12 protein-coding genes are annotated in these 15,096 nt (G+C 54.1%); all 12 read right to left on the bottom strand.

Annotation, left to right across the window (positions count from 1 at the left end; genetic code table 11):
* Positions 1 to 110: 110 nt before the first annotated feature.
* Positions 111 to 1,565 carry a sulfatase family protein gene (locus tag OI69_RS04135; RefSeq protein WP_039346535.1) on the bottom strand — a complete coding sequence of 485 codons (1,455 nt, stop codon included), beginning with the start codon at positions 1,563 to 1,565 and terminating at the stop codon, positions 111 to 113.
* Between the two features lie 54 nt (positions 1,566 to 1,619).
* A complete protein-coding gene (locus OI69_RS04130; protein WP_039346533.1) occupies positions 1,620 to 3,155 on the bottom strand; it encodes a sulfatase in 1,536 nt (511 codons plus the stop codon).
* Positions 3,155 to 4,234, bottom strand: a complete 1,080-nt coding sequence (locus OI69_RS04125) for an ABC transporter ATP-binding protein (protein WP_039346530.1) — start codon at positions 4,232 to 4,234, stop codon at positions 3,155 to 3,157. Before OI69_RS04125 ends, OI69_RS04130 begins: the two co-directional genes overlap by 1 nt.
* 19 nt (positions 4,235 to 4,253) lie before the next feature.
* Positions 4,254 to 5,102 (bottom strand): carbohydrate ABC transporter permease, encoded by an 849-nt coding sequence (locus OI69_RS04120; RefSeq protein ID WP_052198299.1) that lies wholly within the window; start codon positions 5,100 to 5,102, stop codon positions 4,254 to 4,256.
* The gene (locus OI69_RS04115; protein ID WP_080752602.1) at positions 5,102 to 6,019 is read right to left on the bottom strand and encodes a carbohydrate ABC transporter permease; all 918 of its coding nucleotides are present in this window, start codon (positions 6,017 to 6,019) and stop codon (positions 5,102 to 5,104) included. Before OI69_RS04115 ends, OI69_RS04120 begins: the two co-directional genes overlap by 1 nt.
* Before the next feature lie 5 nt (positions 6,020 to 6,024).
* On the bottom strand, positions 6,025 to 7,356 hold the full coding sequence (locus tag OI69_RS04110) for an extracellular solute-binding protein (RefSeq protein WP_154715516.1): 1,332 nt from the start codon (positions 7,354 to 7,356) through the stop codon (positions 6,025 to 6,027).
* Between the two features lie 352 nt (positions 7,357 to 7,708).
* Positions 7,709 to 9,508, bottom strand: a complete 1,800-nt coding sequence (locus OI69_RS04105; RefSeq protein WP_039346528.1) for an ABC transporter ATP-binding protein — start codon at positions 9,506 to 9,508, stop codon at positions 7,709 to 7,711.
* Positions 9,509 to 9,544: 36 nt separating this feature from the next.
* Positions 9,545 to 10,453 carry an ABC transporter permease gene (locus OI69_RS04100; RefSeq protein ID WP_039346523.1) on the bottom strand — a complete coding sequence of 303 codons (909 nt, stop codon included), beginning with the start codon at positions 10,451 to 10,453 and terminating at the stop codon, positions 9,545 to 9,547.
* Positions 10,450 to 11,427 carry an ABC transporter permease gene (locus OI69_RS04095; RefSeq protein ID WP_039346520.1) on the bottom strand — a complete coding sequence of 326 codons (978 nt, stop codon included), beginning with the start codon at positions 11,425 to 11,427 and terminating at the stop codon, positions 10,450 to 10,452. Before OI69_RS04095 ends, OI69_RS04100 begins: the two co-directional genes overlap by 4 nt.
* Entirely contained in the window at positions 11,427 to 12,380 is a 954-nt protein-coding gene (locus OI69_RS04090; protein WP_039346517.1) for a nucleoside hydrolase, read from the bottom strand. Before OI69_RS04090 ends, OI69_RS04095 begins: the two co-directional genes overlap by 1 nt.
* A gap of 1 nt (position 12,381) precedes the next feature.
* Entirely contained in the window at positions 12,382 to 13,335 is a 954-nt protein-coding gene (locus OI69_RS04085; protein WP_039346514.1) for a nucleoside hydrolase, read from the bottom strand.
* 200 nt (positions 13,336 to 13,535) lie between these two features.
* Positions 13,536 to 15,086 (bottom strand): ABC transporter substrate-binding protein, encoded by a 1,551-nt coding sequence (locus OI69_RS04080; protein ID WP_039346511.1) that lies wholly within the window; start codon positions 15,084 to 15,086, stop codon positions 13,536 to 13,538.
* Positions 15,087 to 15,096: the final 10 nt, after the last annotated feature.

Raw genomic sequence — 15,096 nt, 5'->3', positions numbered from 1 at the left:
AAAAAAACATCAAAAAATTAAACGGACTTTCCTCACTCCAGAGGAAAGTCCGTTTTTTTTCGCTGGTGTCCTCTAAAACAGGCGAGTGACCGACATGTTAGCCTAACGGGCTAAAAATCACCGATCCGCTCCGGCCCCGCGCCGCTGACTTTCATCATGGCGGCAAAATGTTGCTGGATAAGCTGCGCTTTCAGTGGCTTAAACTGTGGGTCGTGCCAGCGGTCGTGAAATTCATGCGGATCCTGTTCTAAATCAAACAGCTCTCCCTCAACAGCATCGTGATAAACATTCAGCTTATAGCGACCATCAAAATACATGCTGCCGCGCGAACCGACGCTGCCGGGAACGTTGAGCGCATCAAAATATTCAGACAGCGCATAGGGCTTATGCTGATGCAACGCGCTGTCACCGCGGAGCAGAGAGTACAGCGACAGTCCCTGATTCTGTACCGGTATAGGTAGGCCTGCACTTTCCAGCAAGGTCGCCGGTATATCGACCAGCTCGACTAAGGCATTGGAACGTCTCCCCGGCGCAAAACGCTGCGGCCAGGCGGCGATCAGCGGTACGTGCACCAGCCCTTCATAAAAGCGACAGCCTTTATAGAGCAGCCCATGGTCGCCGAGCATTTCCCCATGATCGCTCATAAATATCACCAGCGTATTCTGCCGCTGCCCGCTCTCATCCAGTAGCGACGTCAAACTGCCGACCATATCATCCACCAGCGCAATCATCGCGAAATAGGCTGCACGGATCGCCTTGATATCCCAGGATTCCGGCGGCGTATCATGGCTGCCGTGCAGACTGTCGCCCTCTGCCACCACGTTGGGGTCAACGGCCTTTTTCGCCTGCTGATCGACCCGCTGAAAGCGTGTTTGATGCGCAAGGTCACTGGAAATAAACAGCGGCGGGCGAATCGCATCCGCATCGATACGCTGTAAATACTCTTGCGGAGGGTCAAACGGCGGGTGCGGATCGTAAAGATTAATACTGAGAAACCACGGCGATGGCGAGTGGCGGGAGATAAATTCTCGCGCCCGCTGCGTCGCCCAGGTGGTCTGGTGAAATTCCGTCTCTACTCCCGGATACATCGCCCCCTGCGCGTGGGCGTAAAGCGCCTTTGGATCAACGCCTTTTTCTTCCAGCCACGCCTGATAATCGTGACCTTCCGGCCAGTCGGGGTGCGGATGCTGGCTCCAGTAAAATTCATCGTAGCCATCATCGGGGCGCTGCTCCACGCCGTGTTGGCTGGCGGAAAGGTGCAGTTTGCCAATCAGTCCGGTGCGATATCCCGCTTGCTGAAATGAACGGGGTAGCAGATGGAGGTGATCGGGAAAGCGGCGGTTGCCATTACGCTGTACCTGATGAGCAATAGGATACATTCCGGTCAGGAACGAGGCGCGGCTAGGGGTACAAATGGGGCTTTGCACATAGGCGCGTTCAAACAGCACCCCGGCGGCGGCAAGGTTATCAATGTGCGGCGTCTGCGCGCCGGGCGTCCCAAGGCAGGAAAGCGTATCCCAGCGCTGCTGATCGGTACATATCCATAAAATATTCGGCTGATGCATTTTATATCGCTTACTGTTTGTGGCCCGCACAGCGGCGGGCCGTCACGCCGTAGGTTAGACCGCAGAGGACGTTTCACTGGGCGTTAACCCCAGCCGTACGAACGCTTCCGGCGGTGCCGCGTTTTTCTCCATCAGACCGCTCATCAACTCAATCAGCCGCTGCTCAGCGACCGGATCGGCGAGCGGCGCAAGCTGGCCCGGGTCCTCCACTAAATCGTAAAGCCGGGTCTCTTTTTCCAGCAGCGACCCCGGTCCATAGTTTTTATAGATTGGCGATGTGTTGATCACCGGCACCCGCAGCAACGGCGTGCCTTTGGTAAAGGGGAAAGGCGCGGCCAGCGTGGTATCGGCCAGCTCTTCGGTACTGAAACGCGAGGTGATATGGGTCGGCATCAGCGTGTACTGGTAAATCTCCTGCTCGCTGAGATTTTCCGGGTAACGGTGATAGGTATAACGACCATCGGTCACGTTGACCGCCCCACCAAAGTAGCCAAACAGCATCCCCTCCCGCAGCGGCTGATCCTGCGCCACCACCGGCAGCAGCGAATGCCCTTGCATCTCTGCTGGTCGTTTCGCGCCGTGAATATCAAGGAAGGTCGCGGCGAGATCCGGCGTTTGCGTCAAAGCCTGCCTGCGCTGTCCGGCAAAGTGGGCGTATTCAGGATGGTGGATGAACAGCGGAATATGCGCCACTTCCTCATACATATTCATGCGGTTTTTGGCCCAGAAATCATGCTCGCCCAGCAGGAAACCGTGGTCGGTGGAGAGCACCAGCGCAGTGTCTTTCCACAGATCGTACTTATCAAAGTAATCCAGCACGTCGCCGAGTAACGAATCACACAGCGCAATCAGCCGATAGTAATTGGCGCGCAGTTCCTCGCACTCTTCCGGTAGCTCATCGACGCGACCATAGCGCGGCCAGTCAAGAGCCGGTCCCGTCCAGTCGGTATTGATCGCATTGTAAAAACGCTCAGGCGCGGTAAACGGTTCATGCGGATCGAACGTTTCGATTTGCAGGAACCAGTTATCGGCATGCCGATTGGTATCAAGAAACTCCAGACCGCGGGCAAAGCATTGTACCGACGGAAAATCTTTTTCTTCGCGGATATATTCGCGGTTGATGATATTGCGTGCTTTTAAATTCCGCCGCTCACTGGAGAACTGCGAGGGGTGATATTTTTCCCGCAAGCGCTCCCAATGCGGTTGCACCATGGCTTTCCATGCGTCGCCCTCCTGCCCGCGAATAAACTCAAACGAGTCATAGCGATTGTGATAGGTCGCCCCGCCGTCTTCAAAATAGTGATTATGATCGGTGATCAGATGGCTGTAGATCCCTTGCTGATAAAGCAGCTCTGGAAAGGAATTATCAAACGGCTCCAGCGGCCCCCAACTGCGGTGCAAAAAGCTTAAGCGACCGGTCTGCATGTCTCGTCTGGCGGGCATACAGGGCATACTGCCGACGTAGTGGCGATCGAATGCCACCGAGCGCCGCGCCAGACGGTCAAAATTCGGCGTCGGCACATGCTGGCCGCCGTAAGGCGACAGAGCCAGCCGGTTCAATGAGTCAAATAACAGGAAGACGGTACGCATTATTGCTCCTTAGTCAGGGGAATTCTGTCGCCGGTTTCGGCATCAAACAGGTGGATATGACGAATATCCGGCAGTAACCGGATGCTATCGCCCGGCTGGAGTTCAAGCCGCTGGCGGAAGGTACAGGTCAGCGTTTCATCGCCCAACCTGGCGTTCACCAGCGTTTCAACGCCCGTCGGTTCGGTAACGTCAACTTCGGCAGGCAAACCCTCATCAGGATTGAGAACGATATGCTCGGGGCGGATGGCATAAACCAGCGCTCTTCCGGCAAGGTGTGCCAGATTGTCTGCTAACGGCAGGATCAGGCCGGAATCGCAAACAAAGCTCGCGCCATCCAGGGAAACGCGACCGGCTAAGCGGTTGATTTCCGGCGAGCCAATAAATGAGGCGACAAACAGATTACGTGGTCGGTCATAGAGTTCCAGCGGGGTCGCCACCTGTTCAATACGCCCCTGATTCATAATGGCGATGCGATCGGCGAGGGTCATCGCTTCGATCTGATCGTGGGTGACGTAGATCATCGTGGCGTCTAACTGCTGGTGCAGCTTCTTGATCTCCAGACGCATATCTACCCGCAGTTTGGCATCCAGATTTGACAGCGGTTCATCAAACAAAAAGACCTCGGGATTGCGCACCATCGCCCGACCAATCGCCACGCGCTGGCGCTGACCGCCGGAGAGTTCACGCGGGTAACGCGCCAGCAGCGGCGTAAGCTGTAGTGCGTCGGCGGTGGCGTTAACCCGTTCGGCAATCTCCTGCTTCGCCACGCCTTTGATCTTGAGCGCGAACCCCATATTTTCCGCCACGCTCATGTGCGGATAGAGCGCATAGCTCTGGAAGACCATGGCAATATCGCGTTCGCTGGCGGGTATCTCATGGATATCATTGCCCTGTAGCAGAATGCGACCATGTTCGACCTCTTCCAGCCCGGCAATCATGCGCAACAGCGTTGATTTTCCGCAACCGGAAGGGCCAACGAGAACGATAAATTCCCGCTTTTCAATATCCAGATCGATATTCTGCAAGACCGTGACGTTACCGTATTTCTTCTCGACGTTTTCGATAGCAACCGCGCTCATTGGGTTTTCCTTTTGAATTTCATGATTTCACCGCGCCGGACAGTAATCCTTTCACGATAAAACGCTGGCCAACCACGAGCAGCAGCAGAACCGGAATCGACACCAGCAGGGATGAAGAGGCCATTTCCGCATAGCGAATCTGTTCATTCTGCGAAAAGGCGGTGATGTATACGGGCAAGGTTCGCGCCTGCTCCGAACTGAGAATTAGCGCTATCGGGAAGTCATTCCACACAAACAGCAGCACCAGAATCGTCGTCGCGGTCATACCGGATTTGATCAGGGGAACGAAGACATAACGAAATCGTTGCCAATGGGTGCAGCCGTCTACGCTGGCGGCATCAAGCAGCTCTTTAGGGATTTCGCGGGCAAACGTGACACCCAGCCAGAGCGCCATCGGCAGCCAGGCGGCAACGCTGGCGATGATAATGGCAATCCGCGTGTCGTAGAGGCCTAACTGACGGAAAAGATTGAACCAGGAACCGACAAACGTCACCACCGGCAGCAGGTTAAACAGCAGGCACCAGCCGAGCAGTATCGCGCCCAGCGCAGGAGGCAACTGGCGCACGGTGGTCAGCGCATAGGCGGAAAACAGCGTCACAGCGACAATAATCGCGGTCGTCGTCAGCGTTATCACCACGCTGTTGACGAAATAGGCACTGAACATCGAACCGGGATCGAACAGCAGTTCGCGCAAGGTATCCAGCGTCGGCGTAAATGCAAAACGGGCAAGCAGAATATCAATCTGCTTCTTAAAGGCGCTGCTCAATAACCAAATAAAAGGAAACAGTACCAGTGCAGCGTAGAGCGTGATTGCCGCACTGCGCCCCATCGTAAACAGGCGGGCGCGCCCGCGTAGTGATAACAGCATCAGCTTATCCTCCGCTTGCGCAGGTTCACCAACACCACCAGCAGCAAGGCGATAATGAAGAAGGTAAACAGCGACATCACCGCTCCCAGCCCTTCACGATCCTCAATAAAGAAGGCGCGGTAAATGGAGTAACTGACCATCTCAGTGGCGGTGCCGGGGCCGCCTTTGGTCAGCAGATAGATCTCATCAAACACCTTGAATGAGAAAATGATGCGCAGTAACAGGGTGATTAATAATGCTGGCCACATCATGGGAAAAATGACGAAGCGCAGGCGCTGCCAGCGTCTGCATCCATCCAACTGGGCAGCTTCCAACACCTCGCGGGGCAGCGCTTTCAAGCCCGCCAGCAATAACAAGAAGGAGAACGGCGTCCAGTGCCAGACATCGACCACAATCACCGACAGGAAGGCCAGCGATGGCGTGCCCAGCCAGTCAGGTGGCACGATATCCAACTGGCTCAACACCACGTTGAGGACCCCGGAATCGTTGTTCAGGATGAGCCGCCACATCGCCCCGATCACGATGGGAGAGATCACGATCGGCAGCAGCAGAATGGTGGTCAGTAAACGCGATTCTTTCTTCATATCATTAACCGCCAGCGCCAGCGCGAACCCGATAATGACCTGAAGCGTTACCGCGATCACCGAAAACGCCAGCGTATTGATCAGCCCCGGCCAGTAATAAGGGTCGGCAAGAAAGGCGCGAATATTGTCCAGCCCGACAAAACGGGAGACGGCACGCCCCTCCTGCCAGCTCACGTCCTGGGTGATCAGGCTGAAGAGATGAATCACCGGCGTAACCATCAGCGTGGCAATAATGACGATCAGCGGCGTTAGCGCCAGCCACGGCCACACGTCACGGCGCTGACGCCGCGCAGGGGAGATGGCTCGTGGCACGGAGAGCGAGGGTCCAGACATGGCAGTTATCCTTTACTCGCTGCGTCAGGTAGATCCGGCGGAAGCTGCGTCTGATATCCCGCAGCCGACAAAAGCTGGTATACCTGATGCGCAGCGGTATTGAGCGCCTTTTCCGCCGACTGTTCACCGCTAAGCGCTTTGTACAATTGCAGCCCCAGCAGGGAGTGAATCTGCGCCGACTCTTTTACCGGACTGATAATCTGCGCGTTAGCGGTGGCTTCCGTCAGCGCGGGTAAGAAGTTGAGCGGGTCTTTCGCGACGCCGACCAAATCGGAACGGACTGGCACGCCGCCAGACTCATACAGGTACACCTGATTAGCCTGTTGTTCATACCATTTGAAAAAATCCAGCGCCGCCTGCTTGTTAGCCGCAGGAATATTTTGTGGGATACCACCGACCCAGTGACCTGCGGCATACACGCCCTTCTCCCCGGCAGGATGAGGAATCAGCGTAACGCCATATTTATCCGTGACGATAGAGCTATCCGGGTTGCTCAGCGGTCCACGCGCTGCCGCGACAATATTCGCCTGCGCCGCTTTCCCTGTGGAGAAAAGCTGAATCAATTCCCCCTGAGTTAGGGAACCGGGATTGCTGTAACCCGATTTGGCAATCGAAATATAATATTTAAGCCCGCGTAATGTTTCCGGGCTATTGAGGATAATGTCAAAATTCCCTTCGCGCGGATTTTTAAATACGCCTCCCCCCGTAGAGAGTAAAAATGGAGCAATATCAAAAACGATATCCTGAGGGCCGCCACGAATGAGGAAACCATTCTGCCGCGGTGGTTGATGCAATTTTTTGGTATTCTCGGTTAACTCTTCCCATGTTTTCGGCGCAGTCAGTCCGGCCTTTTGGTAAATATCCTTGCGATAATAAAACAACTGTGGATTGGCAGTAACCGGGAAGGTATAGAGTTCACCGGATTGTTTATTAAAAACTTTTCGCGCATTGTCCCAATAAAGCGCATCGCCAAATGTCAGCACTGATTCAGGCAGGTGATAATCCGCCTCAATATTTTTAATTGGTGTCAAAAACCCGCCGTCATAAAACTCACCCAACCAGTTGATATCCAACATAGTAATATCATAAACGCCCTCCTTCGCCCGTACCGAACTGCGAATCTTATCGAGCAACCCACCGTAGGGCACCGCGTCGATGCTGACGTTATTTCCGGTATCATGATTATATTTTTCTACCGTTTTTTTAAAACCATCGAGCCACGGCGACTGGTTAATGACAATCTTAACATTGGCGGCATAAGCCGTAGAAAAAACGGGCAACGCCAGCATGGTGAATATCGCCGCGCGAGAAATACGAAAAAGAGACTTTCTTTCCACTGGTTTCACTCCGCAAGTTAATAAATCGAACAATGTTTATATTGACTTTAATAATGCAGATGAAACTAGCGTGCAGAAATAATTGCTGTCTATAACGCAGATAGCATAACTTATGCGCCATATGAATATACTGAAAAAAGGCGAGGTAGTTTTTTGTTTTTAAAGGAATTTCATTTTAGTTATTCGTATATTCATATTATTAACATACTTAGCTAAATAAACGATTAGGAGTAATAGATAGGTTGCAGGAAATAGCGCAGACGTATTGCGACACAGCGTAATCAGGGAGAAAGCCATACCGTTGCCAGCGCCATCGGTCACGACCCAAATGGGAAATAAGACGGCGTGACCGTCATACCAGCACGAAGTGCCCCTCTCCAACCTGCTTATAGCGACGGGCAGGGGGACGGTAATCAGGGGCGCGTACCGGGCTGCGCAGTTCATCATGGGTGATATGACGCACCGGACGGGTATCGGGATCCGGTACAGGAACCGCAGAAATGAGACGTCGGGTGTAATCATGCTGCGGATTGTCGAAGATCGCCGAACGTGGGCCGATCTCCACAATTTCGCCGAGATACATCACCGCTACGCGGTGGCTGATACGCTCAACCACCGCCATGTCGTGCGAAATAAACAGGAAGGACAGCCCCAGCGTCTGTTGGAGATCCAGCATCAGGTTGATCACCTGCGCCTTGACGGACACATCCAGCGCCGATACCGATTCATCGGCAATAATCACTTTCGGCTCCAGCGCCAATGCGCGGGCAATACACACCCGCTGCCGCTGCCCGCCGGAGAACTGATGCGGGAAACGCGACGCCATCTCGCCGGATAACCCCACCTGTTCCAGCAGCGCGCGCACTCTGGCATTCACATTCTGTCGCGTCGCCAGACCATGCAGCAGCATAGGTTCGGCAATCGCTTCCCCTATCCGCATACGCGGGTTCAGGCTTTCATACGGATCCTGAAACACCATCTGAATCTGCCGCCGTGAATCGGTCAACTCACGTTTATCCGCCGTCAGAATGCTTTTTCCCAGCAGTTGGATATCCCCGCTCACCACATCATTGAGACGAATAATCGACCGACCGGTGGTGGATTTACCACAGCCGGACTCCCCCACCAGCGCGAGCGTTTCCCCCGACCAGAGATCGAACGACACATCCTCCACCGCGTGAACCCGACCCGATAGACGACGGAAAAACCCTGATCGGATATCAAATCGCGTCACCAAATTTTTTACCGTCAGCACTGGCTCCTCACCCGACACCGTATTCACGGCATCCGGCACTGGCTGGCGCTCGCCGGTGTTGAGATCCACCAGCGGAAAGCGCTGTGGCCACGCGCTGCCAGACATTGAGCCAAGTTTAGGCACCGCTGAGAGCAACATTCGAGTATAGGGCTGTTGCGGATGGTGAAAAATTTCCCGCGTGACGGCGTTTTCTACCAGTTCACCCTGATGCATCACCAGCGTGCGGTCGGACATTTCCGCCACCACGCCCATATCATGCGTGATAAACAGTACCGACATCCCTTCTTCTTCCTGAAGGGTTTTTATCAGCGTCAGAATTTGCGCCTGAATCGTGACGTCCAGCGCCGTCGTCGGCTCATCGGCAATCAGTAATTTCGGGTGACAGGCCAGCGCAATCGCAATCACCACGCGTTGGCGCATCCCGCCGGAGAAGCTTTGCGGGTACTCATTTAAGCGCGATTTCGCCGCTGGAATACGCACTTTTTCCAGCAGTCGTACCGCTTCGGCACGCGCTTCAGCTTTCCCCATGCCGCGATGACGACGCAGCACTTCGGTTATCTGGTAGCCAATCGGCAACACCGGATTCAGGCTGGTCATCGGCTCCTGAAAAATCATGCCGATACGGTTGCCGCGCACGTTCTGCATCGCGTTATTGGAGAGCGACAGCAACTCGGTGCCGTCAAAATGGATCTGGCCTTCAATTCGGCTTTGACCAGATAGCAAAAGGCGCATAATGGATTTCGCCATCACGCTTTTTCCTGAACCGGATTCCCCCACCACGGCGACCGTCTCTTTCTCGCCAATCGTGAAGGAGAGATCCCGTACCACGTTCATCCACTCGCCGTTCACCTGAAAAGCGGTGGTCAAATGCGAAACGGACATCATCGGCGCTGTCATGGGCGTATCCTTTATTCTCACGGCGATTCCTAGGGCTTAGTTTCGCGGGTTGAGGATGTCACGTAGCGCATCCCCCACCAGATTAATCGCTACAATCAGCAGCAACAGCGTCAACCCCGGAAAGAAGCTGATCCAGTAGTCACCCGACATCAGGTATTCAAAACCATTCGAGATCAGCAGACCCAGCGACGGCTCTGTCACGGGCAGGCCGATCCCCAGAAACGAGAGCGTGGCCTCCAGCATGATGGCGTAGGCGATGCGCATCGTGGCTACCACGATCAGCGGTGCCAGACAGTTCGGCAAGATATGGCGAAACAGAATACGGCGGTTAGGCAACGCCATGCTGCGTGCCGCGTCCACGTAGCTACGGCGGCGCTCCACCAACGCCGAACCGCGAATCGTGCGCGCGTAGTACGCCCACTGCGTGACCACCAGCGCCATAATGATCTTATCGACCCCTTGCCCCAATACCGCCAGCAGGATCAGCGCAATCAGGATGGGCGGGAAACTGAGTTGAATATCGACGATGCGCATGATTATTGCATCCGTTTTCCCACCAACGTAGGCGCTAATCAGCCCCAGCGAGGCACCAATCAGCAGCGCGAGTATCGCACTAAAGAAACCGACCATCAGGCTGATGCGAGTACCGTACAGAATGGCGCTAAACAGGTCGCGCCCCTGATCGTCCGTCCCCAGCCAGTACGTCATGCCCGCCATGCTGTGCGCGCCCGGTGCCAGCCGGCCATCCATGATGTCGAGCTGCATCAGATCGTAGGGATTCTGCGGCGACAGAAGCGGGGCAAGCAGCGCCAGCAGCACGAAAACCGCCAGCATGATCAGCCCGCACAGCGCCAACCGATTGTTAATCAGCGCCATCACCACACGTACCACCGGATGCGAGTTTTTTGGCGTGACGGTAGGCTGGTGTACCGTATTCCCCGTCATCCCTTGTCTCCTCCCAACCGTACGCGCGGATCGACCCACACATACAGCACATCGACCAGCAGATTAATCACGCTAAACATCACCACGGTAATCATTAAGTAGGCGAGGATGACCGGACGATCGAGCACGGCAATGGAATCGATAATCAACTTACCCATGCCCGGCCAGGCATAAATGGTTTCCGTTACGACAGCGAACGCGATCAGTGAACCCAGTTCCAGCCCCAGCACGGTAATCAATGGTATCAGCGTGTTACGCAGCACATGCACCAGCACGATGCGGGTTTCCGACAGCCCCTTTGCACGGGCAAACTGCACATAATCCTGTTGCAGGCACTCCATCACCCCCGCCCGCATCAGGCGGATGACCAGCGAGATTTTAAACAGGGCGAGATTAAACGCAGGCAGGAGAAGATGTTCTAGCCCATCGCGGGTCAGAAAACTAAACGGGATGCCGAAGAGTTCATGGGTATCCCCCCGGCCTGACGACGGCAGCCAGCCCAGCTTGACGCTGAACAGCATGATCATCACCAGCCCAATCCAGAAAGTCGGCAGGCTAAAACCGAGAATGGAGAAGGTCATGATGGATTTGGATACTGCGCTGTCCGGCTTGAGGCCTGCGTAAATCCCCAGCGGAATCCCAACCACCAACGCCATGATGAACGCCACCATCGCCAGTTCGAGCGTGGCGGGCATACGCTGAAAGATCAGCGTCAGCGCGGGTTGGTTAAAGATAAAAGAGTTGCCCATGTCGCCCTGAAGGGCGTTCCAGACAAACCGCCCGTACTGTTCCCAGACGGGCTTATCCAGACCAAAAGATTGTATCACCGCCAGCCGTTCCGCTGGCGTGGCCGTTGCGCCCAACAGCATATCGACCGGATTACCAACCAGATAGACACCGACAAACACCAGCACCGACATCACAGCCAGCGTCAGCAACGTTTGTCCGATTCTGCTGAGTAGGTAGGCGACCATTATCGCCCTCCAGTACCGTAGTAACATAAGCGTTCGGCAAGCAGGGCGAGAAAACCGGATTCATCGATTTCCCGCATAACCTGCGCATTCTCCGGCTCATCCAGTTTGTGGAAGAAATCCGCAAACACATAACCTGCCGTTTTACCCGTGAGTTCTACCCCCACATGCGCATACTCTGATTGAAACAGTTCAGGTTTCAGCAGCCAGGCAATGACGGTCGCATCATGGATCGGGCCGCCTTCACGCCCAAAACGTGCCACTTCATTACGGTCGAACGTGCGTAGCAGTGCTGCCATCGCCTTGCCCGGCGCACCACCGCTGCGTTCAATCTCATCGACTTGTTCCGTCTGGATCAACGCCTGAAAGGTCATATCCAGCGGCATGATGACCACGGGAACACCGGAGGAAAAAACAATTTCCGCCGCATGCGGATCGGCATAAACATTAAAATCAGCCCACGGCATACGATTGCCCAACGCACTAAAGGCACAACTCATGGACACAATCTGTTTAATGCCGCGCGCAACATCCGGGTGGAAACGCAACGCCAAGGCCAGATTCGTCATTGGGCCTATAGAACAAAGGGTAAGCGGATTATTGTCGGCTGCGGCCTGACGCGTCATGTGCACCAGAAAATTGACGGCGTGCTCCTGCTGCGGCTGAAATGTCGTCTCCGGCACCCATTCAGGAGAAAACGCACCGATGTGCGCGTATTTGCCGAAAACCTGCTCCCGAATCAGCGGGCGCGATGCCCCCGCGAAAACGGGTACATCAGTTCGTCCTGTCAGACCAACGACCTTGCAGGCATTCGCTAGTGTCGCCTCAAGCGGAACATTGCCTGCCACCGTGGTGATGCCGAGCACCTCCAGTTCAGGTGAGGCCAGTGCCAACCAGATGGCTATCGCATCGTCCACACCGGGATCGGTATCAATAATAATGCGTTCTTGTGACATATCAGGCTCCCTTTGCATAACGGCTTAGCAGATCAGCAAACAGTTCAACCACCCGTTTGGCATCCACCCCCGTCACCACATCCACATTCGGTTGACGATCGGTTTTTCCGTACCAGTCGGCAACAGTCTGCCCCATGCACAGTTCACTTTCCTGCTCGATGTAAACGCTGGCTTTTTCCGTGGTAAAACAGTCTGGCGCCAGCACCCAGGCAATGACCAGCGGATCGTGCAGTGGGCCACCGCGTGAGCCGTAACGCCGAATATCGTTACGATCCCAAAACGCCATCATTTCGCCCAACGGCCCCGCAATTCTCCCCGCTAGCGCAATGAAACGGGCGACTAATTCCGGCGTTAAAATCACCTGATGCGTGACATCCAGGGGGAGCGCCACAATCGCAATCGACGAATCAAACACCACTTTAGCGGCTTGCGGATCGGCGATCATATTGAATTCAGACGTCAGGCTGCGGTTGCCAGCTTCCCGGTACGCGCCGCCCATCATCACAATGCGCGCAATACCGGCGGCAATCTCAGGCGACATACGCAATGCCGTCGCTACATTGGTTAGCGGCCCTAACGTACATAGCGTAATCGGCGTGCCATCAATCATCGCCTGCTGACACTGCTCGATAATAAAATTCACCGCATGTTGTGCTTCGACCTGCTTTTGCGGCACAGGCAACACCGTTTGACCCAACCCACTTTCGCCATGAAACTGACCGTGGATCGGTTTCCGCAACAGCGGGCGATGGCACCCTGCGAAGACAGGAATATCCATGCGCTGACCTAACTCAACAATTTGTAGCGCATTGCGCACCGTCTTTTCTACTGGCTGATTGCCACACACCGCGCAAATGCCACGAATATCCAACTCTGGTGCCACAAACGCGCTTAATAACGCAATCGCGTCATCAATCCCCGGATCACAATCAATAATAATCGGTAACGCACACATTTACGGTGATTCCTTTTCTCGTTTTTAATGGATATAGCATGATTTCAGGATGCAGAAGACCCGTACCTGATAACGTACAAAAAAATAATAAGTAAACAAATGTTAGGGAGAAGTGACAGACGCCAAAATGTTCGCCATCTCCTTACTGCCAGCAAAAAGGGGTGAATATCCACCCCTTGTCGTTCATTCATGAAAGGTAACTATTTTGCGGAACGGACGAAATAAGGCAGCGTGTAGGCATCAGAGCGCCCCACATAGGTATACTGCTTTTTCATCGCCCAGGTGTTAGACAGGAACATCACCGGAATCACACCCACATCGTTCATACCGATGTTCATCGCTTCAGCCAGCAGCGCTTCACGTTTGGTGTTATCCAACGTGGCTCGCGCCTCGTTCAGCGTTTTATCAAAGACAGGATTGGAATAGCGACCACGATTGCCCTGACCTGCATTGGGGCCAAAGGTTTCCAACAATGGCCCCAACACGCCAGAAGCTTCCCCGGTTTCAATCGCGGCTCCGCCCATAATCAAACTGAATTCGAGACGGGAGGCGCGTGAGAAGTACACACTGCCGGGCATCGTAACCACTTCGGTTTTGATGCCGACGCGTGTGAACATTTGGCCAATGGCCTGAGCAATTTTAGAATCATTAGGATAACGATCGTTCGACGCGTGGAAGGTCAGCGTGAAGCCGTCGGGGTATCCCGCCGCCGCCAGTTCCTGTTTGGCTTTCTCCGGATTATAAACCGGCGCAGGAATGGAAGCGGAATACCCGAAATACCCCTTCGGTACAAGCTGAGAAGCCGCAACAGCCTGCCCCTCCATCACACGGTCGACGATTGCCTGGCGATTAAGCGCTAAAGACATCGCCTGGCGTACTTCTTTTTTTAGTAGTGGGTTTTTACCATCAGAACCTTTAGCGAACGGTGATTCCTCTCGCTGCTGGTCCATGTGAAGGTAAATAACACGATTCCCTGGTGTTGAAATCGTTTTTAACTGCTGGTTTTTTTCAATATTACTGCTATCGGCTGTTGGAACGTTTTCAATCATGTCCACATCACCGGATAATACGGCTGCTACGCGTGCGCTACTGTTCTTAAATACACGGACAGTGACATTGTCCCACTCTGCTTTTCCTCCCCAGTAATCATCGTTACGTGTAAGGACTACTCGGTCATCCGGCACCCAGGAAACAAATTTGAATGGCCCTGTACCAATCACCTCTTTTCCTGAATTCAACGTTTCCGTTGGGACGTTTTCAAGTCGAGCCGGTAAAATGGAAACCCGGCTTAAATTATTCAGCAGCAGCGGCGACGCCTCTTTTGTCTTAATCCGCACCGTTAATGGATTAACTTCTGTTACTTCAGCAATGTCGCTGACGTAAGGTGCGTAAGAGCTAGGGCTGTTTTTTGAGGCCAGCGCAACACGCTTAATGCTGGCAATCACATCTTTAGCCGTAAAATCACTGCCATCGTGAAACTTAACGCCAGGACGCAAGGTAAATTCCCACGTCTTGTCGTCAATCACTTTCCAACTGGTTGCCAGGGCAGGTGCAATCTGCTGTTTTTCATCCTGTACAACCAAACCGTCAAAAATGTTGCGCGCCATTGCGCTATTCGCTCCCCCCACATAAAACTGCGGATCCATCGAGGTGGTGGAGGAGGCCAGACCGATGTTCAGGTCAGCGCTATAAACCAAAGGTGACGATGCAAATAAAGTAGTAAACAGTAATGCCAAAGCTGATTTCTTCATTCACTAACCC

It is taken from the genome of Pectobacterium fontis, from assembly GCF_000803215.1.
Classification (GTDB): domain Bacteria; phylum Pseudomonadota; class Gammaproteobacteria; order Enterobacterales; family Enterobacteriaceae; genus Pectobacterium; species Pectobacterium fontis.
Note: the sequence above shows the minus strand (reverse complement) of the source record. Positions and strands in the feature narration are given on the sequence as shown.